Source organism: Nostoc sp. EspVER01, from assembly GCF_034530635.1.
Lineage (GTDB): Bacteria > Cyanobacteriota > Cyanobacteriia > Cyanobacteriales > Nostocaceae > Nostoc.
On record NZ_JAVRCS010000005.1, the window covers coordinates 60720 to 84996 of the forward strand.

14 protein-coding genes are annotated in these 24277 nt (G+C 42.0%); 6 read left to right on the plus strand and 8 right to left on the minus strand.

Annotated elements, in window-relative coordinates; translation table 11 throughout:
* Nucleotides 1-27: 27 nt before the first annotated feature.
* Nucleotides 28-4002 (plus strand): AAA-like domain-containing protein, encoded by a 3975-nt coding sequence (locus RMX69_RS06230; RefSeq protein ID WP_322636867.1) that lies wholly within the window; start codon nucleotides 28-30, stop codon nucleotides 4000-4002.
* A gap of 43 nt (nucleotides 4003-4045) precedes the next feature.
* Here the strand turns inward: RMX69_RS06230 and purU are convergent, their stop codons facing one another.
* From purU to RMX69_RS06255, 5 genes are all read right to left on the minus strand, one after another.
* Nucleotides 4046-4900 (minus strand): formyltetrahydrofolate deformylase, encoded by an 855-nt coding sequence (purU, locus tag RMX69_RS06235; protein WP_322636868.1) that lies wholly within the window; start codon nucleotides 4898-4900, stop codon nucleotides 4046-4048.
* A gap of 210 nt (nucleotides 4901-5110) precedes the next feature.
* Nucleotides 5111-5737, minus strand: coding sequence for a DUF4340 domain-containing protein (locus RMX69_RS06240; RefSeq protein WP_322636870.1), 627 nt, complete (start codon nucleotides 5735-5737; stop codon nucleotides 5111-5113).
* A gap of 213 nt (nucleotides 5738-5950) precedes the next feature.
* Nucleotides 5951-7690, minus strand: coding sequence for a GldG family protein (locus tag RMX69_RS06245; protein ID WP_322636872.1), 1740 nt, complete (start codon nucleotides 7688-7690; stop codon nucleotides 5951-5953).
* Nucleotides 7691-7993: 303 nt separating this feature from the next.
* Nucleotides 7994-8806: an ABC transporter permease gene (locus RMX69_RS06250; protein WP_289798548.1), complete on the minus strand. Its 813-nt coding sequence runs from the start codon at nucleotides 8804-8806 to the stop codon at nucleotides 7994-7996.
* Nucleotides 8807-9817: an ABC transporter ATP-binding protein gene (locus tag RMX69_RS06255; protein ID WP_322636874.1), complete on the minus strand. Its 1011-nt coding sequence runs from the start codon at nucleotides 9815-9817 to the stop codon at nucleotides 8807-8809. It lies immediately after the preceding gene.
* 746 nt (nucleotides 9818-10563) lie between these two features.
* On the opposite strand from RMX69_RS06255, the gene RMX69_RS06260 reads away from it, so the two are divergent.
* The 4 genes from RMX69_RS06260 (at nucleotide 10564) to RMX69_RS06275 (ending at nucleotide 19661) form a co-directional block, all read left to right on the plus strand.
* Nucleotides 10564-12744: a putative bifunctional diguanylate cyclase/phosphodiesterase gene (locus tag RMX69_RS06260; protein ID WP_322636876.1), complete on the plus strand. Its 2181-nt coding sequence runs from the start codon at nucleotides 10564-10566 to the stop codon at nucleotides 12742-12744.
* A gap of 455 nt (nucleotides 12745-13199) precedes the next feature.
* Complete coding sequence (locus tag RMX69_RS06265) at nucleotides 13200-18254, plus strand: PAS domain S-box protein (RefSeq protein WP_322636878.1); 5055 nt, start codon at nucleotides 13200-13202, stop codon at nucleotides 18252-18254.
* A gap of 503 nt (nucleotides 18255-18757) precedes the next feature.
* Complete coding sequence (locus RMX69_RS06270) at nucleotides 18758-18925, plus strand: hypothetical protein (RefSeq protein ID WP_289798544.1); 168 nt, start codon at nucleotides 18758-18760, stop codon at nucleotides 18923-18925.
* A 253-nt stretch (nucleotides 18926-19178) separates the two neighbouring features.
* Nucleotides 19179-19661, plus strand: a complete 483-nt coding sequence (locus tag RMX69_RS06275; RefSeq protein ID WP_322636879.1) for a cupin domain-containing protein — start codon at nucleotides 19179-19181, stop codon at nucleotides 19659-19661.
* Between the two features lie 18 nt (nucleotides 19662-19679).
* Here the strand turns inward: RMX69_RS06275 and RMX69_RS06280 are convergent, their stop codons facing one another.
* On the minus strand, nucleotides 19680-20246 hold the full coding sequence (locus tag RMX69_RS06280) for a GNAT family N-acetyltransferase (RefSeq protein WP_322636881.1): 567 nt from the start codon (nucleotides 20244-20246) through the stop codon (nucleotides 19680-19682).
* A 549-nt stretch (nucleotides 20247-20795) separates the two neighbouring features.
* Between RMX69_RS06280 and nirK the strand changes: the two genes are divergently transcribed.
* Entirely contained in the window at nucleotides 20796-22274 is a 1479-nt protein-coding gene (gene nirK / locus RMX69_RS06285; protein ID WP_289798541.1) for a copper-containing nitrite reductase, read from the plus strand.
* A 219-nt stretch (nucleotides 22275-22493) separates the two neighbouring features.
* Here nirK and RMX69_RS06290 read toward each other — a convergent pair whose 3' ends face one another.
* The gene (locus RMX69_RS06290) at nucleotides 22494-23162 is read right to left on the minus strand and encodes a DUF1345 domain-containing protein (protein WP_322636883.1); all 669 of its coding nucleotides are present in this window, start codon (nucleotides 23160-23162) and stop codon (nucleotides 22494-22496) included.
* 398 nt (nucleotides 23163-23560) lie between these two features.
* On the minus strand, nucleotides 23561-23950 hold the full coding sequence (locus RMX69_RS06295) for a DUF1499 domain-containing protein (RefSeq protein ID WP_322636884.1): 390 nt from the start codon (nucleotides 23948-23950) through the stop codon (nucleotides 23561-23563).
* Nucleotides 23951-24277 lie beyond the last annotated feature (327 nt).

Below are 24277 nucleotides of genomic sequence, written 5' to 3' on the forward strand. Positions count from 1 at the left end.
AAGTTCAGCAAATTATGATTTGCGATCATGAACACAAGTATTTACAAAGTTGGTGGTTGTCTAAATGCTAATGCTGCCAACTATGTTACTAGGCAAGCAGACATTCAACTTTATACAGCCCTGAAAGTAGGTGAATTTTGCTATGTATTCAACTGTCGCCAAATAGGTAAGTCTTCACTGCTGGTACATACCAAGCAAAGATTACAAAATGAAGGCTTTAGTTGTGCCTACATCGATATTACGCAAATACGCAGCCAAGAAATTACCCAGACACAATTTTATAAAGGGATAATTGTGCGCTTGCTGCATAGTTTCGGGTTAGCTAAGAAAATCGACTTTGCAGCTTGGTGGCAAGAACAAGCTGAGTTATCACTCATACAACGCTTGAGCAATTTTATCGAAGAAATTTTGCTAGTAAACCTGAGTAGTGAGCGCATTTTGATTTTTATTGATGAAATTGATAGTTTGCTGCAATTAAGTTTTGGCATAGATGATTTCTATGCCTGGATTCGGTCTTGTTATCAACAAAGAGTCCATAATCCTGAATATGAGCGACTGGGTTTTGCTTTATTTGGTGTTGCAACTCCCTCTGATTTAATTCAAGATAAACTCAAAACACCTTTTAATATCGGTGTTGCGATTAATTTAGAAGGGTTTACATTAGCAGAGGCTCAACCCTTGGTAGTGGGATTAGAGCAAGTTGCGAGCAATCCCCAAGGGGTATTTAAAGAAATTATTGCTTGGACTAATGGACAGCCATTTTTAACGCAAAAATTATGTCAGTTGGTAGTGAGAGCCAAACAACAGCATCACAGCCAAGGGATGAATCTAGAAAGTAGCAACGGCAAAACTAGCCCGCCTTTAGAAATTGCACCAGGTAAGGAAGGAGATTGGATAGAGTGTTTAGTGCGATCGCAAATCATTAACAATTGGGAATCTCAGGACGAACCAGAGCATTTACGCACAATTCGCAATCGCCTACTTTACAATAGTCAGCGCATTAGTAGATTACTGGGTATCTATCAGCAACTTTTACAAGCTATGCCTGTAGCAGCCGACGACAGTCGAGAACAAGTAGAACTGCTGCTTTCTGGTTTGGTAGTTAAACATCAAGGATATCTGCAAATCCGCAATCGCATATATCAACAAGTTTTCAATCGGGAATGGGTAGAGGCACAATTAAATCAACTATGTCCCTACTATGAAACACTATCAGCTTGGATTGCTTCTCAAAAACAGGATACATCGCGACTTTTACGGGGACAAGCCCTGATTGATGCCCAAAAGTGGGCGCAAAACAAAAGCCTCAGCGATCTAGATTACCAGTTTCTGGCAGCAAGTCAGGATGCAGAACAGCAAGAGATCCGGCGGCAATTTGAGGCACAGCAGGAAAGCGAACGGTTCTTTCGGCAACTAGCAGAAGCAATACCCCAGATGGTATGGATTGTAGAGCCAGATGGTAGGCTGTCTTATACCAACCAGCACTTAAGTAGCTTTTTGGGGCGATCGCTTTCGGAGGTGACAGATTGGAAACGCCTGGATCTGGCTCATCCCGACGATCGCTCTAGTAGCCTTGCCGCCTGGACGCATTCCCTAGAAACCAACTCACCCTATGAAGTACAACTGAGAATACAAGATGCTCAAGGGAACTATCGCTGGTTTCTCAATCAGGCGATTCCCATCAAGGATGGCAGCGGACAGGTGGTGAAGTGGTTTGGCACCAGCACCGACTTGGATGAGGTGAAACGAAAAGAAGAATTGCAGCGACTGCAAGAAGTTGAAAAGCGGCTGCAACAAGAAAAACGCGCCGGTCGCTTGCAAAAGTGGCTACTGGGGACTGTTAGTATTGCCTTTGTCATAGCCAGTTCTCTGGGAATGTATGCCTTTACTCAAAAACATCAAGCCACTCTCCGAGAAATTGAAGCGATCGCCAATGTCTCCGAAGCTCAGTTTGCCTCTGGCAATCTCTTAGATGCTTTGGTGACTGCCATCAAAGCCCAGACACGTTTGCGTAAATTATCGGCAGTGCCTACTCAGTTAACCACCCATGTCGATCGAGAGTTGCGCCGTGCCACTTTTCAGGTAATTGAGCAGAATCGGTTGAATGCAGACAAAGGGAGAGTGCGTGGCATAGCGATTAGTCCCGACGGGCAAAGGATCGCCACAACCCATGATAAATCTGCCATTATTCTCTGGGGAGCTGATGGCACCATGCTGCACACTATTCCAGAAAAGGCACGTACTGTCAGATTTAGTCCAGATGGTCAAATTCTCGTGGGAGCAATGGACGATAAAACGGTACACTTATGGAATCGAGACGGCAAACAGTTAAAAATTCTCAAAGGGCATCGGCAGAGGGTGATGTCTGTTGCTATCAGCCCTGATGGACAGTTGATTGCCTCAGCAGGACGCGACAATCTCATCAAACTCTGGAGTATTGATGGAAAGCTAATCCGTACATTGACTGGGCATCAGCAACTTATCTGGGAAGTGGCATTTAGTCCCGATGGGCGATCGCTAGCGACCGCGAGTGCGGACAATACAGTAATACTCTGGAATCTCGACGGTACAAGAATCCGCACCTTAAAAAACCCGATCGCCTCCGATAAAGGTGAAAATCGCTTCGTAAGTGTAGCGTTTAGCCCCGATGGCAAAATTTTAGTAGCAAGCGACTGGTATGGCAATATCCTCTGGTGGAGTAGGGATGGCAGATTGCTCAACACCACTTCCGAACACCAGAAAACAGTTGAGAATCTAGTTTTTAGCCCCAATGGTCAAACCCTCGCTTCTGGTAGTTGGGATAACACAATTAAACTCTGGAATCTTGATGGTACAGTTACCAGAACTTTGAGTGGTCATCCTAGTGGCACTCTGGCATTGGCTTTCACTCCCGATAGTCAACGTCTATTTTCCGGTGGCGAAGATGACTTAGTTCGCGTCTGGCGACTCTCTGCCAACCTCGTAACCGTCTTGCGGGGACATCGCGCCTCAGTGTGGAGTGTTAAGTTTGCCCCCGATGGAAAAACGGTGATTTCCTCTAGCTCGGACGGCACGATTAAACATTGGCACAACAACGGTCAGATTTTGCAAACTTTACCCTCACCACATGGAGAAGTCTGGGCAGTTGATAGCAGTTCCGATGGACAAACTGTTGCTGGCAATGATGATGGCTCCCTCACCTTCTGGAGCCGGGATGGCAAACTATTACAGACGATTAATGCCCATAGCAAGACTACATTTGATGTCACCTTCAATCCTACTGGCATAGAAATCGCTTCTGCTAGCTGGGATGGCACGATAAAACTGTGGCATCGTGATGGCAAGTTGATGCAATCTCTAGAGCCAAGTAAAGATGAGTTTAATGCTGTTGCTTTTAGTCCAGATAACCGATGGCTAGCTGCTGCGGGTCGGGATAAAATCATTCGCCTCTGGCATCGAAACGCTAATAAGCAATTTTCAAACCAACCCCAATATAAACTGGCAGGGCATGAAGATAATATTTGGGATGTCGCTTTTAGTCCAGATAGTCAGATACTAGCAACAGCCAGTGAGGACAATACAATCAAGATATGGTCGCTCGATGGGAGACTGATTCGTACACTCAAAGGACACAGCGATCGCGTCAATGCTGTCACCTTTATACCCGCAAATTCAGGACTTCCTGCCGCCTGGGGTACTGTCATCGCTTCTGCCAGTTGGGACAAAACCATCAAACTCTGGAAACTGGATGGCACACTGCTCAAAACTCTGGAAGGACATGAACAGCGAGCATTGAATGTTGCATTTTACCCCGCTACTCATAATCAGGGAGCATTGCTAGCATCTGCCGGGTTAGATGATGTTGTGATTCTCTGGCAACTCGATCGCGTTTTAGATAGTAACCAGATATTGCACTCTGGTTGTATTTGGATACGAGATTATTTGCGATCGCATTTAGATATGAGCGATCGTCAATCTCTGTGTCAGATGGAAAAAACTTCTTATACCAATTCTCTAAAATGAAGCAACAAATTCAAATCCCCGACAACCTTTGCTATAAAATCAATCACTCAAATACTACTGTTCTATTCCCATAGACTAATACACGATTTTGTAAGTGCGTTCGCACCGCTCTTGCTAATACAATTCTCTCCAAATCTTTGCCTTTTCTCACCAAATCATCAACTTCATCACGGTGACTAACTCGCACTACATCCTGTTCAATAATTGGGCCTGCATCTAAATCAGCAGTGGCGTAATGAGCAGTTGCACCAATAATTTTCACACCCCGTTCAAAAGCTCGGTGATAAGGGTTTGCTCCGATAAATGCTGGTAAAAATGAGTGATGAATATTAATAATTTGCGGAAATTGATTAATAAAATCTGCACTAACAATCTGCATATATTTTGCCAATACAACTAAATCTATTTTGTATTGGCGTAGTAATTCTAGTTGTTGGATTTCTTGTTCAGCTTTATTATCTTTATTGATGGGAATGTGCTGAAAGTCAATATTAAATTGTTCTGCCACTACCTTTAAATTAGAATGGTTACTAATAATTAAAGGAATTTCAGCAATAAATTCTTTGGCGCGTTGTCGCCAAATTAAATCAAATAAACAATGGTCTTGGCGACTTACCCAAATAGCAATGCGTGGGACTGTATCAGAAAAACGTAATTCCCACTTAGCACCTAAAGGTTGTGCGATCGCATTAAATGCAGGGGCAATAAATTCTCGCGGTAAATTGAACCCATCTAACTGCCATTCAATGCGCGTGAGGAATAACTCAGCAGCAAAATCTGTGTGCTGATCTGCATGGATAATATTACCACCGTTAGAATAGATGAAATTAGCAAACTTCGCTACCAGTCCCCTTTGATCGGGGCAGGAAATCAGCAATGTTGCTGTCGGATTTGTCATAGTAACTTAGAAAAAGTAATGAGATTTGAAGTAGAGTAGCACAGATGAGACTTCTTGGCATTTGTCGGGAAAAGGGGAAAGGGAAAGGGGGAAAGGTTTGTTATTTTCCCTTTACCCTTTTCCCCTCTCTTGCAAAAAGCACTTTTGCAAGAGGTCTTATGTGCTAAACCATTGTGCGTTACCGAAACATACCACAGAAACCGTAATTGCTTATTTACTATTTGTCGGAGTTGGTAAAGGGGTGCTGAGTCCAGGTAGCTTCTGACTGTTATCTACAGGTTGTTTCCACTCTGATAGTTCCCGATTCACGGCATTTGCAAAATCTGTAGATACTAACAGCACATTTATATTTCCATCGGGTTTCGTAGCAGGGTCAGCTTGAGCATACAAGAAACGTCCGTTAAAGTTGGATTTACCCAAAATCAACTGATGGCTTTGTTGGTTTTTTAGGGTGATATTAATAGTTGCTTGGGGTTGATCTAAGGCAAATTCTCCAAGTTCTTTTGCTGGAGTTGATAAAGTGCGATCGCTATTACCTTTGACTAACAAATCCATTAAATAAGAAACAATAGCGTCATTTGCTGGGCCCGATATTGGAGCTTTGATTAACCACTTGGGGTTACTAGAAGATTCAGGGTTGCGTTCCAGATTCAGGGTGATTTTGTTTGTCTTAACTGTTAAAGACTGCACATCATCTTCTGCAAAAGAGAAAATTTTCTGCTTTTGCTCCTTGATTTCTTCGCGCACAGTTGCACCCCGAATTTCATAGAAGTAAACAAAACCACCTAAACCCAGCGTTAACAATATCAAAATTAAAGTCGTTTTCGGCAATTTCATTTTTTAGTCATTTGTCACTTGTACTGAGTTTCGACTGCGCGGTAATCGAGCGACTTGTGCCGAGCGAAGTCGAGGTAAGTCGAGATTCAACTACCGCGAAGTCGTTCGCGTAGCGTCTCGCAGAGAAGTATTTGTCATTTGTCATTCGTCATTGGGCATGGAAAAAACTCTTCTCCAGTCTCTACTTGTCACTCCTAACTCCTAACTCACTTCTTACCGTCGTTTCCACCAAATAATAACTGCGATCGCAATTCCAATTAAAGGTAAAACTAACAAAGACGACAATATTAAAAGATTGCTTTGGTTAGTAGTCAGGATTATTCGACGGTTTTTCGGTTCTTTGGGGCGAATGGAAAGGGGTTGCTGATCCTGTTGACTCAGCCAAGTAACTGAGTTGAGGAATACATCTCCATTTAGTTGCTGTTGAAACAAGCCATCAGTAGCGAAATTAGAATTTCCTAAAACCACTAACCGTGACTCGGCAGCTGTTTGAGATGAGGGAGTAGGGGAAGAAGCGGGGGTAGGGGAGGCAGGGGGAGTGGGGGAAGCCTTGCTTTGAGTGGTTGGTGATGGTAGTAACGCTTGTGGAGTCTTGGGAGAAGGGGAAGGAGTGGGGCTAGTCTTGCTTTGAGTGGTTGGTGATGGTAGAGGTGAAGGTGTGGGTGCAGGTTGGGGAGTGGAAGTAGATTTGGGTGTTGGTTTTCTTGTTAAGGCAACGCCCAAGGTTAGAGGCCCTTTCAGGTCTTTATCTGCATTAAACTCTAATTTTTCGCTTTGGAGATCGCTTTCTGCCCAACTGCTGGGGTAGGGTTTGGTTCGTAGCAGTGGAGTAGCCTCAACACCAGGCACAGATGTAATTTCCAGTGGTCGAGCAATTGGATAAAAAGAATTGCCGTTACTGAAATCTTTAGTAATCGGATGTTGTCCATATTCTGTGACTAAGGGTGCAGCAGGGCCAAGTCCCACAACACTTTCGCCAGAGACATCGACTGCTAAACGATTATCCAGACGAACACCCCACTCTTGTAGCAAGCTGTTAAGTTTGGGATCGGTATTCGGATCAATCATCAGCAGTAAATTACCGCCGCGATTAAGATATTCTTGCAAAGCTTTGACTTCACCCTCAAACAATCCTCGTTTGGGGCCAGCCACTATCACTACAGCCGCATCTTGAGGAACTCTGGAAGTTTCTCCTAAATTCAACGGTGATGTTGTAAAGTTTTTATCGCCTAATCCCTGAACTGCTTGTGATATTGCATCTTTACCAGGCGAAACTTGGCGTTCGCCATGACCTTGTAATAAGTAAACTTTAGCTGTGGTTGAATTTGTTAGTTGTTGCAGACGACTAGTTAATCTAATTTCTGACAATCGCTCATTTTGATTTACTGTTTGCACTAATTGCCGTTTATCGCCAGATTCTAGGTAAACTTCCCCGTAATCTTTGACGCCAAACTTTTCTGCAAGTCCTGGTCTAGCTTGGGGATCGATATACTCATATTTAAATTTTGAGCTTTGGCGTTGATAATTTTCTAGTAGTTCTCTGTCTTGGGGATTTTGGTTAATATCAAACACCCAAACTTTAACTGGCTGTGGTAAAACTCTTACTAATTCACGTGACTGGGGTGCAAGAGTAAATAATTGAGCCTCTGTTAAGTCTGCCCGCAAGTGATAGCGAGTCCCCAAAAAGTTAATCAATCCTAGAATTGCTAGTACTGCCAAAGTTGCCACTAGGGCATTAGTCCCAGCTTGGGTAGAACGACGGTTCCACCAGTTGGTTTGGTAGCTTTGCAATATTATGCCCAATCCACTGATGACAATTCCCGTAATTAGAAATGCTAATGGAATTAATCCCCATTGTTCAGAGACTAATCCAACTGTTAAGCCGACAGCAATTAGGAACGGGCCCAACCAAAACAGATATTTCCACAGTTTATTTTTTGCAACTATCTTCATATTATTAGACTGAAGTGAGGAGTTAGGAGTTAGGAGTTTTAATAAAACACAATTCAGGATTCAGGAGGTCACTGAGCGAGTCGTACCCCTCCGGGGAAGCAAGCTACGCGCAGCGTCTCCGACAGGAGAAGTGAGCCATAATTCAGAATTAATTCAATTATGTATAACTGGCAGATAGCGCAGCGTCTCGTAGAGAGCATCTGAATAAACGAGTTGAAGTCTCTCACTTTCTTGTTCTGAATTCTATATTCTGGATTCTTCTTCAACTCCTCACTCCTAACTTTAAACTCATAACTTATATAACTATTGCCTTTGAAAACGCAGTGCATCAATTGATTGAGCTGTAAGAAAGATGCCCAAAAAAATGTAACTGGCAAATAAAATTAAAGCGCTAGTATCAAAAATGCCTTGGATTAATGTGTTGTAATGTTTCAGCAATGATAGATAACCTAAAGCTTCACCTACGGGACCAGGGACAATTTTAGCGATTAAATCAATCAATAACAATAATAAGATTACTGCAAAGGTAAGAACAGCAGACAAAATTGTGCTGTCTGTTAATGAAGAAATAAACATTCCTACAGATAAAATTGCCGCTGCTAGTAAGATTAATCCAAAATGACCCAGTAAGGGAATTGAGGTCGTCATTGGTGGATTTGAGCCGCTGATGGCGATCGCTTCCAACACTAGCATGGGTACAACCATTGTGATAAAAAATGTTATCACACCTAATAATTTACCTACAGCTACCGCCCAATTGGTGATTGGTGAGGTGGCTAAAAGTTCTAAAGTACCCCGCTTCCGTTCTTCGGCATAGAGTCCCATTGAGAGTATTGGCAGGATAAACAACAATAGCCATCCCATACGATCCAAAAATGCTCGGACAAATTCGTAGGGGACATCTATTGGTGGTACTGGTACTCCCAGCTGTTGCCCTTGTGCATCTATTGCCGCAACTCCTACCAAAATGCCGTCTGGCCCTAGCAAAATCATCACGAAGAATAACCCGGCGATTAACCAAAATATGCCTGCGATCGCATAAGCTAAGGGCGATACAAAATAACTCTGTAACTCTCGGCGATAAATGGCAATAATATTACTCAGCACTATACCCATTTACGCTGCCTCTCCTTCTTTGTCTGCTGCTAAGTCTACATCAGGATCGAAATTCTTTTCTTCTGTGGTCAGTTGCAAGAATACATCTTCTAAGGTGGCGTTAACCCGCCGCAGTTCATGTAAACCGAATCCTGCACGCACTAATGTTGTGGCAATATCGCGTCCTGGTTCTTTTCCTGGTTGCGATATCACTCGCAGATAAGCGCGATTTTCCTGGGGTTGATGTCCGTGCATTCCGGCTGTCGGAATTGATTCTATCAGGCTCACACCCGCGACTTTTTGCAATACCTGTTTCGCTAGGGCAGCTTCTCCTTCTATTTCCAATTCATATCCAGAACCACCTGTCAACTGAGTCATTAGGTTTTCTGGGGTATTAGTTGCCACAACTTTACCGCGATTGATGATGGCGACGCGGCTGCAAGTCATACTCACTTCTGGCAGAATGTGCGTGGAAAGAATAATTGTGTGAGTACCAGCGAGGCTTTTAATTAAATTCCGCACTTCAATTATTTGTCGGGGATCTAGTCCAACGGTGGGTTCATCCAAAATGATCGCTGGGGGATCGTGAACGATCGCTTGAGCAATTCCGACACGTTGGCGGTATCCTTTAGAGAGTTTGCGAATAATGACTCGCCGCTTATCTTCTAAGTTGCAGCGTTCAATGGCGGCTGTCACCTTATTGGGGCGATCGCCTGCTGGAACTCCCTTAATTCGGGCGACAAAATGCAAAAATCCCTCCACCGTCATGTCTGGATATAACGGCGGTGTTTCGGGTAAATAACCAATGCGTTGGCGCACAGCCAGAGAATTTTCATGGACATCATAACCAGCAATCCGGGCATTTCCATTGGTTGCCGGTAAATAACCAGCCAGAATCCGCATGGTTGTGGTTTTACCAGCGCCATTGGGGCCCAACAGCCCTAAAATCTCCCCAGGTTCGACGCTAAAGGTGACATCAGTAATTGCTGGGGTAGAGCCGTATATTTTACTCAGATGTTCAACTTCAATCATGCGTATAGTGGCGATCGCAAATTTATAGAATACCCAATAATCTTAGATCGCAATATTGAGTATGGGGGACTGACACAAAGATTAGCTGACAATGGGTAAAGTTCCTGAAAAACCTCTTTAGGCACTTCCAAATAAAAAACATCCCAAATTTTCTTGTGCGATGGGTGTCCTCACCCGTCTCATATTCAGGATGCCATTGGTATCAAATTAAGGCATCAGCCCCTAATAAACCATTCTCATACTCTGCATAGAAACGAGATAAACGAGAGAATAATGGGAAATCGAGCTTTTTTAGATTTGTGTGTATACCATAGCCAATCTGTACTAGGAGCAGTGTCGAGTTAATTAAGCAAATATCTTGAAAGGAACTATTTCTAATTTCTCTTTTGAGCGCAGATAAGGGCGAGATTAGCCAGCAACTTGAACGCCCGTTTACCAAAGAATTGGGTCTAAAGCCCCGTGCTTCTAGCACGGCTTTAAAGTAAGGAGTAATGAGTAAGGAGTAAGGAGTAATGAGTAATGAGTAATGAGTGGATCAAAAATGGGTATTTACTTATTACTTATTACTTATTACTTATTACTCCAGAATCCCCGCATCCTAGTGGTCGGGGAGGATTTCAATCACCAGCTTGCACATCGTTGGTGCATCTGTTAGCCATATTTATTAGCAGCTAATCGGTGTTGTTTGGGATGAGAATGTGGAGGATTAACTCAAATTTTGCCAAGGAGATTATGAGGTATGAGGTATGAATGAACCCTTGAACGTCCTAATGGTTGAAGATTCAGAAATCGATGCCATGTTAGTTATCCGTGAACTGCGTCGCGGTGGTTTCAATCCAATCTGGCAACGTGTCGAAACGGTAGAAGAGTTACATACAGCCCTCAATAGCCGTACCTGGGATCTAATAATTTCAGATTACCGATTGCCTGGATTCAATGCTCCTATGGCTCTGGAAATAGCAAAGCAGAGTCAAAAAGATATTCCTTTCATTCTCGTTTCTGGCACAATCGGCGAAGTATCTGCTGTGGAAATGATGAAAGCAGGTGCTCATGATTATGTAATGAAAGACAACTTAAGCCGATTGCCGGTGGCGGTGCGTCGAGAACTTCGGGATGCTCAAGTGCGGGCAGAGCGCCAACAAGCCCAAAATCTGTTACAAACATTAGCATCTAATATACCGGGAATAATTTATAGCTTTGTACATCATTTTAATGGTTCTATTGTCTTTGAATACATCAGTTTTGGCTGCCTGGATCTTCTAGAATTAACACCAGATCAAATTTTATCTGATGCCTCTGTGTGCTTTGCACAAATCCATATTGATGACCGTGCTGGATGTTATACAGCTGCCAAACAAAGCGCTCAAACTTTAAAACCATTCTTTTATGAATGGCGATTAATTACACCCTCTGGCAAACTGAAGTGGGTACAGGCAAGTGCGCGTTCAGAGTATCGAGAAAACGGGGATATTGTTTGGCATGGGGTTTTATTAGATGTGAGCGATCGCAAACAAGCACAAGAACTAATTATTCACAATGCCTTACACGATCCATTGACAGATTTACCGAATCGGACGCTTTTGATAGAACGGCTAGAATTATCAATTAACCGAGCCAAACGAATAGAAACCTATCGTTACGCCGTCTTATTTCTCGATCTAGATCGGTTCAAAGTTATCAATGATAGCTTAGGACATTTAGCTGGAGATCAACTACTTCAAAGCATTGCTCAGAAGCTAAAAACTCATCTGCGAGAGATTGATTTAGTCGCTCGAATCGGTGGTGACGAATTCGTAATTCTGCTAGAAGGTATTTCTGGTATGGAAAAAGCTATTCAAATTACTGAGCGGATTCTAAAAGATTTTCAAACACCATTGATCCTGAATGATTCGGAAGTGTTTATCAGTACAAGCATCGGTATTGTCTTAGGAACAAAGAACTATACTCGCGCCTCCGATTTACTCCGAGATGCCGATATTGCTATGTATAAAGCCAAAACTCAAGATAGAAGTTCCTACAAAATTTTTGATATAGAAATGCACACTCAAGCCGTAAATCGACTCACTCTAGAAACGGATATCCGTAAAGCTCTCGAACGAGAAGAGTTTGTCATATACTATCAGCCGATTGTTGACATACTTGGCGATGCCTACGGCGGGCAAAGCCAAGACGTTAGTAGAGAATTGCAGTTACAAGCAGTTCGGCTGATTGGATTTGAGGCATTAGTGCGCTGGCAACACCCAACTCGCGGGTTGATTTTGCCGGAGGAATTTGTTCCTGTTGCCGAAGAAACAGGGCTAATTGTGCAAATCGATCGCTGGATGTTCTACAAAGCCTGTCAACAACTGGCAAACTGGAAAACCAAGTTTTCTAGTCACTTTCCACTCAAGATGAGTATTAACCTCTCTGCTCAAGATATTCGCCAAGCCAGCTTAATTGATGGCATCGATCAAACACTATCCCAAATGGGTTTAGAAGGCGATTCTATAGCGCTAGAAATTACCGAGAGTATGTTAATTGACAATATCAGTCAGACAATTGATTTATTAACCCAATTAAAGGACAGAAAAATTCAAATCAGCATTGATGACTTTGGTAGCGGTTATTCATCACTCAATTATCTTCATCGTTTACCTGCTGATAATTTGAAGATCGATCGCTCCTTTGTAAGTCAGATGCAGGAAGGGAATCGTAATTATCAGGTCGTTAGTACTATTATTGCTTTGAGCAATCAACTCGGATTAGCCGTGATTGCCGAAGGTATTGAAACACCACAACAACTTCAATGGTTACAGGAACTTGGGTGCGAATTTGGTCAAGGTTATGTGTTCTCTAAACCTCTAAGATATGAGACAGCAGAAGTACTTCTAGCAAGTCAAACTACGTATTTGTCCTCTGGTGAATACGGCAACAGAGACGCTAATTAAAAAAGCAGAAAAAACTCTTGGCAAAGTCAAACTAAAAGTAAGCGATCGCGTCTTTATTACATCTATAAATTAAGTAGATATACTGCCGATATCAATAATTTACTTATTCATTAAAATGTCAATACAGAATAAATAGTAGCATGGTAATTAATGGCTAGAAGTCAATATTTTAGATTTATCTCTATCCTGAGCCAGATACTATTATATAATTTTTGTTATGAATTAGTTTTGTGTTTGTATCTAGTATTTTAGATTAACACAACAGTGCCATTTATCTTGATGGATCGAGCTAATTTTTTACTTTACATATCAGATAGCTAATCAATAAACCTCTAGCAAAAGAGGTTTTTATAACTTGGCAAAAATCTATCTGAAGATAAGTTACTAAAATTTACAAACTAGCTTAAGGTATATACAGCCTTTGCAATGAGTATTGGTTTTTCCAAGAACTTTTCATGCCTCATATTCATTATTCTCAGTTATTGCGTTATGGCATCGTTGTATTAATTGTCGCACTTGCACTAGTGCTAATGTTGATGCTAGACCCCTGGTTAAGCATGAATGGAACTCCTTTCTTGCTGTTTTTTAGCGCTGTAATGTTGAGTGCTTGGTATGGTGGTTTGAAGTCAGGGTTGTTAGCAACTTTTTTATCTGCTTTACTGAGCAATTACTTCTTTCTCCCCCCAGCTTATGAGCTGAGTTTTGACTTATCTAATTCTGTACGAATTGGATTGTTTGCATTACAAGGATTGCTCTTTAGTATCTTATGTGAGGCATTAAAGACTGCTAAAAGACGAGCTGATAGAAATCTGCAACAGCTGAGAGTTAGTGAAGAAAGATTTCGATTAGCGTTAAGTAGTTCAGATATCGTGGTATTTCAGCAGGATCGTGATTTGCGATATCAGTGGATTCATAATCCTCAAGGTCTAGAAGCTGCTGAGGAAATGCTAGGTAAATCTGATGATGAATTATTTCCAGCCTCAGTAGCAGAGCAATTGCAAGCAATTAAGCTAAAGGTAATAGAGACTGGTGTTGCAACCCGCCAAGAAGTTTATCTGACAACTTCTAAAGAAGACTGTTTTTATGATTTGCTAGTTGAACCACTAAGGGATGCAGACAATAGCATTTTAGGTATCACCTGTGCAGGTGTGAATATTACTGAGCGCAAGCAGACAGAACTAGAAAAAGCCAAGTTGCACCAGGAACTTCAGCAAGCCATTGGGCAAAAAGACGAATCTCTGGCTTTACTCAATGCTTGGCTTACTACTTCACCAGTGGCGCTGGCTTTTCTTGATACCGAGCTTCGCTACGTTCATGTTAATGAAGCGCTAGCTGCCATTAACGGTGTACCGCAAACTCAACATATTGGTCGCACCTTTAGGGAAGTACTACCAGAATGGGCGGCGCAAATTGAGCCTGTTTTTGAGCAAGTAATGGAAACGAGGCAGCCGTTACTCAACCAAGAAGTGAGCGGTGAAACCTATCCACCTGGGGTATATCGTTATGGTCTTGTCAGCTATTATCCGGTATGTTTGCCGAATGGACAGTTGTTGGGAGTGGGCATTAGTTCAATTGATATTACTCAACTGAAACAAACTGAGCAAGCATTACGGGAAAGCGAAGCAAAGTTTCGTAGTGTAGTTGAGTCAAACATGATTGGTATTGGCTTCTGGAGTCAAGACGGGGAGATTACAGAAGCGAACGATGCCTTGCTGAATATGGTGGGTTATACCCGTGAAGAATTACTTGCCGGAAAAATTAACTGGCAAGACCTAACTCCTACAGAGTACGTGCCACTCGATAAGCAAGCAATAACTCAATTTCAAGACAACCCTTTTTGCACCCCCTTTGAAAAAGAATATATTCGTAAAGACGGTTCGCACTTCCCGATTTTGATCGGTGGTAGCCATTTTGAAGGAACTGTAGATCGAGGAGCTTTTTTTGTTCTCGATATTACAGAGCGCAAGCAGGCTGAAGAAAGACTACGCTATATTGCCCAAATTAGTAGTTTACTCTCTACTTCGCTAGATTATGAACAAACCTTAGAACAGATCGCTAAAATCTCAGTTCCCCAACTAGCTGATTGGTGTAGCGTCGATATTTTAAATGAAGATAGTTCCATTCGTCGCCTACCCATTGCCCATGCAGACCCATCGAAAGCAGAGTTGGCGCATAAACTTCAAGAGTATGTGACAGATTACAAGGGTACAAGTGCAATTACTAGAGTACTGCAAACCGGGCAAAGCGAATTGATCTCAGAGGTATCTGATTCGCTATTAGTGGCGACTACTCAGAATCAGGAACACTTAGAACTTGTTCGGCAATTGGGGATGAAGTCTGTAATGATTGTGCCGTTAATCGCAAAAGGGCGAGTACTCGGCACTATCAGCTTTGTCACCACAGAATCAAACCGTCGCTACGATCGCACTGACCTAACTTTAGCAACAGAGATTACCCATCGGGCTGCTTTAGCAGTGGAAAATGCCCAACTTTATCGAGACATCCACCAAGCTTTAATCCATTATGCCGAATCTCTATCTCTCCTCGATGCCCTGCTAGGAGCGGCTCCTGTTGCCGTATGCTTTTTAGATAGGGAACTGCAATATATCCGCATTAATCAAGTTTTCGCTGACATTAACGGTTTAACTATAGAAGAACATCTAGGACGCAAATTTAGGGAAGTTTTGCCAGCGATGGCGGCTGAGTTAGAGCCACAGTTACAGCGCGTGTTAGATACTGGAGAACCCCTGCTGAATATGGAAATCAGTGGTGAGACAAGAGGACAACTAGGACGTTATGGTTACTGGCTCGGCAACTATTACCCAGTTGATAACGCAATGGGTGAAACGGTAGGAATTGGCATTATTTTGGCAGATGTGACAGCAGCAAAGCAAACAGAAGTTGCTTTGCGAGAAAGCGAAGAAAGGTTTCGGGCAATGTTCAATCAGGCAGCTGTGGGTATTACTTTAGTAGGGTTGGATGGACAATTTCTGCAAATTAATCCTGCTCTGTGTGAAATTACTGGGTATAGCCATGAAGAGTTAATGCAAATGAACTTTCAGGAAATTACCCACCCTGATGACTTAGAAGTTGATTTGGAAAATGCTCGGCGAGTTGTAGCAAAAGAAATTAGTGGTTATTCCTTAGAAAAGCGCTACATCCGCAAAGATGGTTCCATTGTGTGGGTAAATCTAACTTCATCAGCAGTTTGGGATGCGAAGGGACAACCAATGTATGCATTAGGCATTATTGAAGATATTAGTCATCGCAGACGAGTTGAAGCCACACAAAACTTTTTAGTCGAAGCCAGCACCTTATTAGCTGCCTCATTAGATTATGAAATCACCTTGGAAAGTGTGGCTAATCTAGCAGTCCCAACTTTAGCCGATTTGTGCATTGTAGATGTCTTTGAGGAAGATTGGTCAAGTAAACAAATTGCGTTGTTTACCGCCGCAGGCATCGCAATTGCCGATCCCACAAAATTAAATATTTTAGACGAAATCCGACGGCGTTATCGACCCAAAACCAAAGCCAAACAGCTTGTACGGCAGCTAAGACTAGGAATATCTATCTTTTATCCCGAATTATCTGACTCTAATCTTGTAGAGATGTCTGAAGACAACGAACATCTGCAATTGCTGCAAAGTCTGGGTATTCGTTCTCTGATGGTGATTCCAGTTCGTTCTCGCGGGCAATTATTTGGAGCCATCTCTTTTTTTACCGCCGAATCTGGTCGGTACTATCAACAAACAGACTTGGCTTTAGCAGAAGATATTGCTCGACGGGCAGCGACAGCCATCGACAACGCCAGACTTTATCAGGAAACTGAACGGTCTGTCAATCGCACAGTACTTTTACAAAAAATAACTGCTGCCTTCTCAGAAGCCTTAACTCCCCAACAGGTGGCTGATGTAGTGGTGAACCAAGGCATTGCCGCCTTGGAAGCTACTGGTGGTTCCGTTGTCTTACTTACTGAAGGAAATACTACCCTAAAAGTTGTGCAAGCAATTGGCTATCCGCAAACGCTCATAAATACTTTGACAACTTTTCCCATCACAGCACCTAACCAAATAGCAGAAACAGTCAGAACTGGGCAGCCGATTTTTTTAGAAAATTTAGCAGCCATGATTGCTAGATATCCCAACTTAGCAGATGTTGTGACTGTTATGGCGAATAATGCTTGGGCTTCCATTCCCTTGGTAGTAGAAGGTAAAGTAATTGGGGCTTTGGGATTAAGCTTTACTACTGGACGAATATTTAATGAAGAAGACCGGGGATTTATGTTGACACTGGGACAGCAGTGTGCACAAGCGATCGCCCGCGCTCAACTTTACGAAGCTGAAAAGACAGCTAGGGCAGAAGCCGAGACAGCCAACCGCATTAAAGATGAATTTCTCGCTGTCCTTTCCCATGAACTCCGAACTCCCTTGAATCCGATTTTAGGGTGGGCAAAGCTACTCAGAACCCGCAAGTTCGACGAAGCTACTAAAATCCGGGCATTGGAAACCATCGAGCGGAATGCCAAGTTACAAACCCAATTGATTGGAGATTTACTTGATGTTTCGCGGATTTTGCAAGGTAAGGTTAGGTTAAATCTCCATGCAGTGGATTTGAAAATAGCGATCGCAGCTGCATTAGAAACAGTACGTTTAGCAGCAGAAGCCAAATCGATTCAAATTCAAACGGTATTAAGTAATGATATCGGCAAAGTTCTTGGCGATGGCGATCGCTTGCAACAAGTGATGTGGAATCTCCTCTCCAATGCCGTCAAATTCACACCTACAGATGGGCTTGTAGAAGTGCGTCTACAGCAAGTTGGTTTAGATGCCCAAATCCAGGTAATTGATACAGGTAAAGGAATTAACCCAGAATTTTTACCCTATGTCTTTGATTACTTCCGGCAAGCAGATGCTAAGACAACCAGAGTTTTTGGTGGATTAGGATTGGGACTGGCAATTGTGCGTCATCTGGTAGAACTTCACGGTGGCACAGTTCAGGCAGAGAGTCTGGGAGAAGGACAAGGAGCTACATTCACAGTCAAACTGCCTCTGCTCAAAAATTCTGAGTTGCGAGTTAGCAGTAGTGAGACTTCTCAAGCAGAACTCGATACTGAGGAGACATTACTGGCTGGAGTCCAAATCCTGCTTGTGGACGATCAAGCCGATGTGCGAGAATTTTTTAGCTTTGCGCTGGAGCAATATGGCGCGACAGTAACGGCAGTTGAATCAGCAGATGAAGCGCTGCAAACATTAGTGCAATCCCAGCCAGATATCCTCTTAAGCGATATTGGAATGCCCTTCATGGATGGCTATATGTTGCTACGTGAGGTGAGAAAATTACCGCCAGAGCAAGGCGGAGAAATACCTGCGATCGCTTTAACTGCTTATGCAGGAGAAATTAATTACAACCAAGCAATGGCAGCAGGATTTCAAAAACATCTACCTAAACCCGTCGATCCTGTGGATTTAGCCGCTGCGATCGTTAGTCTCATTGGCAACACTTCATCTTAAGAGGATGTTTGAAAAGTCCTCTTGTCGGTATCAAAAATTTTAGATCCCCCTAAATCCCCCGATCAATTGGGGGACTTTGATTCCGGTTCCCCCTTTTTTAAGGGGGGTTAGGGGGGATCTAAAGTGCCTAAAGTCACAGCGAAACACTTTTCAAACAACCTCTAAGAATGAAGAAGGGGAAAGGGGAAAGGGGAAAGGCAACCCCACACTTAAAAGCAGGGGTTTCAACTCTCTGCGAGACGCCAAGGGCAACGCACTACGTGTCTCCAAAATCTTCTTTTTTTGTTCGACCTATTTAAAAACAGGGGCTTTGTAACTTGTGAGGAAAAGTTCTTTATTCCTGTCCTTTCCCCCTTTTCCCCTTCTTAGTAAATCAACTCTTAAATTTTTCTTCTTTCCTTTAGAAATTTAATATGTATTTTTTCTTTTTCTTCAGAAATTTGCCATTTGCAACTTGATGTTATAAATTGGTGCTCAGATTTGAATCAGAGATTTATTTAACAATGAAAACCCAACAGTTCAGTTCAACCACCCTAGAAAATAGACCTACCAAGACCAAAAAACAGTCTTTTCCTGGTAGGAGTATTGGTACTCCTAAAGTACCATTTCATAAATACCATAAAATAGTACAACAACATGAATTACTTAGTGACTGGGAACACGCGAGTTAAGTTAGGAACGTACTATAGCTAGCTACATCTCGGTATCCAGTCAGACATTAACTAATACCAATTCTCTATGAAGTTGCACTTAATAACGAGATGATGATATAATCCCATCCACAAATAGAAGCGTAGTTTACCGCCGTAGGCATCGCTTGTACTGAAATGGAATCCTTGAACCTGTTTTAACTTCCGTCTTAATTCATCTTTAGTCCCCTCCTTTATTCACCATCAAATTTTCTTAGCACCTTGGTATCAAGAAATGGAAAAGTATTTAGTCACCAAAGAAGAGATTGAGTCTTATGAAGGACTAGAAAAAACACATTTTCTTAACTCCAATGCTCGCAGACTGAATAAGTCTTTAGGGGATTTGACAGGGTTAAAAAATATCGGTTTCCACATCATTGAAGTAGAGCCTGGACGTGAATCAACGGAGCTTCATATGCACTATCACGAAGAAGAGTGCGTATACGTTCTTGAGGGAGAAGCTGAGGCAACAATTGGAGAAAGCGTTTATCCAGTTAAAGCAGGAGATTTTATTGGATATCGCGCTGGTGGCAAGCCGCACAACCTGAAAAACACGGGCAATTGTATATTCAAATGTATAGTAGTTGGTCAAAGGCTAGACCATGATATCGGTGATTATCCAAATTTGCAGAAGCGCATATATAGGAGCAAAGGTTTAAAGTGGAATCTGGTCGATATGGAAAATATAGCCGAACCAGTAGCAGGTAAGAAGGCATAACAGGTAGAATGCGTTTCCTCATGATTTCTTTGGCTCTATTGCCATGAGCCAACAATCTGAGTATTCTCCTTCATGCAGTTCATTTGCTGGCAATAGTTTTACTTTCACAAAACCACATTTTTCATAGCAGCGAATAGCACGATAATTGTCAACGTGCGGATCTATGACAATTTTATGAGCTTGACACTGTTCAAAAAGATAGTCGATAACTACTGACAGAATTTTTGTACCAATTCCCTTGTTCCAATAGTCGGTTTCGCCAATGAACAAGTCAATCGCATAAACACGCTCAGTTTGGTCGAGATGATACAATTGTCTATCAGTTTCCGATAAGTCATTGAGCGTACAATACTGCAAATAACCAATGGGAATATTTTGATAGTAGAGGAGGCACGGAATAACTGGCTCATCTCCTCTAACCATCGGTTTGTATGTTTCTATAATTCTTTCTAAGGGAAAAGGATTATCTCTTCCCTCATAAAATTCTAAAACTTTTGCATTAGTTAACCATTTTGCCATCAACTCATAATCATACATTTCATCTTGCATGAGACGAATCGATATTTCGCCTTTTTGAATCAGCATATCTTGTCTAAGTAGGTAGTGGGAAATTTTTACAACTATGTATTACTGTCTTTAAATAATTTCTTACTAAATCTAACTTGTTAAGAACCAAGCATAATTCAAGGCTAATTGATTTAAATGATGTCCAAATAATCCTATTAAATGATTTATCTGGCATTGATTCATAAACAAGTTAAGTGGTAAGTTATGCACGAGTTTTACTTAATCATCTTATTCTTTCTGTCTGTGATATTTTCTCTGGAACTTATACTCAGATGTCAAGACTTGTCACCGATCAAGTACCTGGAAGAAAGTTGACCAAATCGCTAGTTAATCATTAACTCCAGTCATTCAGGGGTGCTAAGAGAGCCTTAAAGCTTTATTTTTAATAGTTTTCGCCATATTGACGGACTTAATAAGTGAGTAATAATTCAGTGATTTTGTCAAATATATATTTCACTTTCTGTGAAGTTCAATATAGCTGAAAACTTCGATACTTAGGACAACGTTGGTGAAAAACTGGACTTCTGATGAAAATCCGCTGAGTTTAGTATGTAAGGTATCTCTTGTATGAACTTCTTAAGACAACGGCGATGGCTAATCACTGCGATCGCCGTCTTATTTCTAATGTTGTTAGGATTCTGCTTCAGTCTATTTCCTTTCCTGAAACTGCCTGCCACAGTTCCAGTAGCGTCAAACCCCGTGAGTTCATTAGCACAGAACCCACAACAACAAACTAAAAACGACTCTTACAATCATCCTGATGTTGCCTTCACTCTTCGCACCGCTATTGGTGAAGGCAAGCTTATCTTTACTGGACAGGGTAGTAAGATTGATGGTCAAGTTAATCCCAATCTAACGGTAAGTGTTGGGGATGTGGTGCAGATTACGTTGATTGATGGTGATGGTGATGGTGCCGAACACGACATCATTATCCCAGACTTTAAGGTTCAGTCGGGTAGAGTTAAGCGTCAGGGAGCGGCTTCGATTGTTACATTCCAAGCGGACAAAGAAGGGACGTTTACCTACTTGTGTTCAATTCCTGGTCACAAAGAAGCGGGCATGATCGGTCAGCTTATTGTGAAGAATCAGAATGCGGCTCAAGTCTTTACAGAAACGAAAGCCGCCAATATTATTCAGTCACCCACTGCTATTCCTCAACCCATTGGCAAACGCAATCCGCAATTGGTGCGTGTCAGCCTAGAAACTACCGAAGTAGAGGGTCAACTTGCAGATGGTACAACCTATAGCTACTGGACATATAACGGTAAAGTTCCTGGGCCCTTTGTACGAGTCCGAATAGGCGATACTGTAGAACTGCGAATGAAGAACAATCCTAAAAGCCGCAATCTTCACTCAATTGACCTCCATGCGGTCACAGGTCAAGGTGGTGGTGCTGCACTCACACAAACTTCACCGGGCGATGAAAAGGTCTTTACCTTTAAACCCCTAAATCCAGGTCTATTTGTTTACCACTGTGCAACGCCGATAGTGGCACAGCACATCTCTCATGGGATGTATGGTTTGATTTTGGTAGAACCTGAAGGTGGATTATCGAAGGTCGATCGCGAGTTCTATGTCATGCAAGGCGAACTCTACACCGTACAACCTACTGGTTATCATGGAAACCAAGAATTTAGTGTTGATAAACTTCTCAAAGAACAACCTGAATACTTTGTGTTCAACGGTGCATCGAAAGCACTAGTAGAGAAATCTTCCCTTCATGCCAAAGTCGGTGAAAAGGTTCGTATCTTCTTTGGAGTTGGAGGCCCGAACTACACCTCAGCATTCCATGTGATTGGTGAAGTCTTCGATCGCGTCTATCCCGAAGCATCCCTCACCTCTACCCCACTGACGAATTTGCAAACGACGAGTGTACCTCCGGGTGGCGCAACAATGGTGGAATTCAAAGTAGAAGTACCTGGACGCTTCATGCTGGTTGACCACGCACTCTCTCGTCTGGAAAAAGGTTTAGTAGGTCACTTGATCGTTGATGGTGAACCTCAACCCAACATCTACCGTCCTGGAACAGCCAATACTGGCACTTAAACAAAAATCAAATGCCCGAAACTTATTCTGCACAAGAATTAACAGATTAGCGAACGCAGAGATTCTGAGAAATGCGGGTTCAGAGCGATCGCTCTGAACCCGCATTTCTCACAAAGACGCATTATACGTATTTACTTATCTTTACATAGTTTGGTTTTTTCACCTCATTCTCTAAGTAGAGAACTAAATAATCATACTTTTGGCTGAGTCAAACAATTTTTAAATCAGCGATGCAATGATATTAATACTCATAGCTAAAATGGTAGTATTGAAAAAGAAAGATAAGATGCCATGTAACAGAGTCAAGCGTCTCATATCGGGTGATGTTGTCTGCACATCTGAAACTTGACTAGTCATGCCGACTACAAATGAATAATATAAAAATTCCCAGTAGTCTGGATAGTCGTTATGAGGAAAATCTAAACCTCTAGTTATTTCTTTACTATGATTACGATTAATATATTTGTAATAGCTGTGTGCATATTGCACTGCAAACATCGTATGCACTAGTAACCAGGAACCGACAATGGTCATAATTGAAAGTATGACATGTAGGGTAAGCAGAATTATTGACAATCCTTTTTTATCAGTTAGTAAAAACCCAATAGCTAAAACACTGGCACAAGCCGCAGCAATCACCAGCATAAATATAGCCAAATGTCCTTCATATTCACTCTCAGCATAACGGCGAATTTTTTGTGGGTTAGCCTTGGTCATTTTCCACCACGTTATACCTAAGAAAAAGTCAATACCGGAGTTCCAAGCGCAGAGAATGCGAGTAGGTAAGTGCAGAGAATGCGGCAGGATTACTAAAACTAATACAGCGAGTCCGATAGCAATGATTAATCGGGGTCGAGAGTCAAAGTTTTTAAATAAATTAAGTTTCACAAATATTGCGATCGCAGAGTTTAACTAATTGGTAATTCAGAATTTTCGGTGAAATACCACACCACATTGCACAATCGTCATTCCAGATTTTACAGGGGTCTGAATCCACATAAATAGATGGACAAAAATATTTACAACCATTGCAAACCAAGTGAAGCAATCCAATACTCTGCGAATGTCTCACTCGTAATAACATTGTGGGGGTTGCATATTTGCGGGATAATTTTACTATTTTTGTGGGATGGGCAACATGAGCGTCCCTTGTATTTCCGGGCGGGCAGGATGCCCACCCTACAAGAATCATCCCTTAATTCAGCAACGCCACATTGTGTAATTAATTTTGTCCAACTACTTACTTATCCCAGTCTTTAATCTCCAATCCTTAGTTCAATTACAAATTACTTGAAATTGGCTCTAATCGTCTCTATTCGTTTACGATTAACACCTAAATCGCTTTGACCTAAACGTGAAGCTGAACGCACATGGATAACATTGGCATTCCGGTCTAGATAGAATTCTACATCATCCACAAATCCCAGTAAAGCACTTTTAAATTCTGCATATAAATAATCTTGACTTTCGGTAATGATTTTGGTTCTTGGTAAAGACTCAATAATCTGTTTAAGATTAGTAATCGCTTCTTCTGGAGTAGATGTAAAAGTCAGTGGTGCAATTTGGTGAGATGCATCTGGACTCTGACTAGAAACGCAGTTAGGGGAATTAGGGCAGGATGCTAATTTACCGTTGCTAATACCTAAATTATTTGGTCGTTTGCCAGCAAAAACCATAATTCTGTCTCCGGGTAAGTGATTAACAATTCAAAATTCAAAATTAAAGACAATTTCAGACGAAGAGGAGTGCGGTCTTCTCCCAAAGGGAGAGGCTAGCGCCAAGGGGTCTCCCCATTCTTGAGCAACTCCGGGGGATTTAAACCCCGACTGAAACTGGGGGCTACCTGTAGAGGTAGGGGTCTTAAACCCTTTTATTTACGATAAATATACTCTCACATATTTGTTTGAATCACTGTAATACTTTGCTGCGATCGCATCTTCTGTCACTAAAACATCGGTGATGCGATCGCTCTTTATGACTCATATTTGACTTTTTCATAAAAA

Excerpts from the sequence above, each read along its gene's own strand:
- RMX69_RS06280 (WP_322636881.1), bottom strand. The coding sequence starts at position 20,246 with ATGCTGATTCAAAAAGGCGAAATATCGATTCGTCTCATGCAAGATGAA.
- RMX69_RS06255 (WP_322636874.1), bottom strand. The coding sequence starts at position 9,817 with ATGATTGAAGTTGAACATCTGAGTAAAATATACGGCTCTACCCCAGCA.
- RMX69_RS06260 (WP_322636876.1), top strand. The coding sequence starts at position 10,564 with ATGAATGAACCCTTGAACGTCCTAATGGTTGAAGATTCAGAAATCGAT.
- RMX69_RS06240 (WP_322636870.1), bottom strand. The coding sequence starts at position 5,737 with ATGAAATTGCCGAAAACGACTTTAATTTTGATATTGTTAACGCTGGGT.
- RMX69_RS06275 (WP_322636879.1), top strand. The coding sequence starts at position 19,179 with ATGGAAAAGTATTTAGTCACCAAAGAAGAGATTGAGTCTTATGAAGGA.
- RMX69_RS06230 (WP_322636867.1), top strand. The coding sequence starts at position 28 with ATGAACACAAGTATTTACAAAGTTGGTGGTTGTCTAAATGCTAATGCT.
- RMX69_RS06270 (WP_289798544.1), top strand. The coding sequence starts at position 18,758 with ATGAAAACCCAACAGTTCAGTTCAACCACCCTAGAAAATAGACCTACC.
- purU (WP_322636868.1), bottom strand. The coding sequence starts at position 4,900 with ATGACAAATCCGACAGCAACATTGCTGATTTCCTGCCCCGATCAAAGG.
- RMX69_RS06250 (WP_289798548.1), bottom strand. The coding sequence starts at position 8,806 with ATGGGTATAGTGCTGAGTAATATTATTGCCATTTATCGCCGAGAGTTA.
- RMX69_RS06245 (WP_322636872.1), bottom strand. The coding sequence starts at position 7,690 with ATGAAGATAGTTGCAAAAAATAAACTGTGGAAATATCTGTTTTGGTTG.
- nirK (WP_289798541.1), top strand. The coding sequence starts at position 20,796 with ATGAACTTCTTAAGACAACGGCGATGGCTAATCACTGCGATCGCCGTC.
- RMX69_RS06265 (WP_322636878.1), top strand. The coding sequence starts at position 13,200 with ATGCCTCATATTCATTATTCTCAGTTATTGCGTTATGGCATCGTTGTA.
- RMX69_RS06295 (WP_322636884.1), bottom strand. The coding sequence starts at position 23,950 with ATGGTTTTTGCTGGCAAACGACCAAATAATTTAGGTATTAGCAACGGT.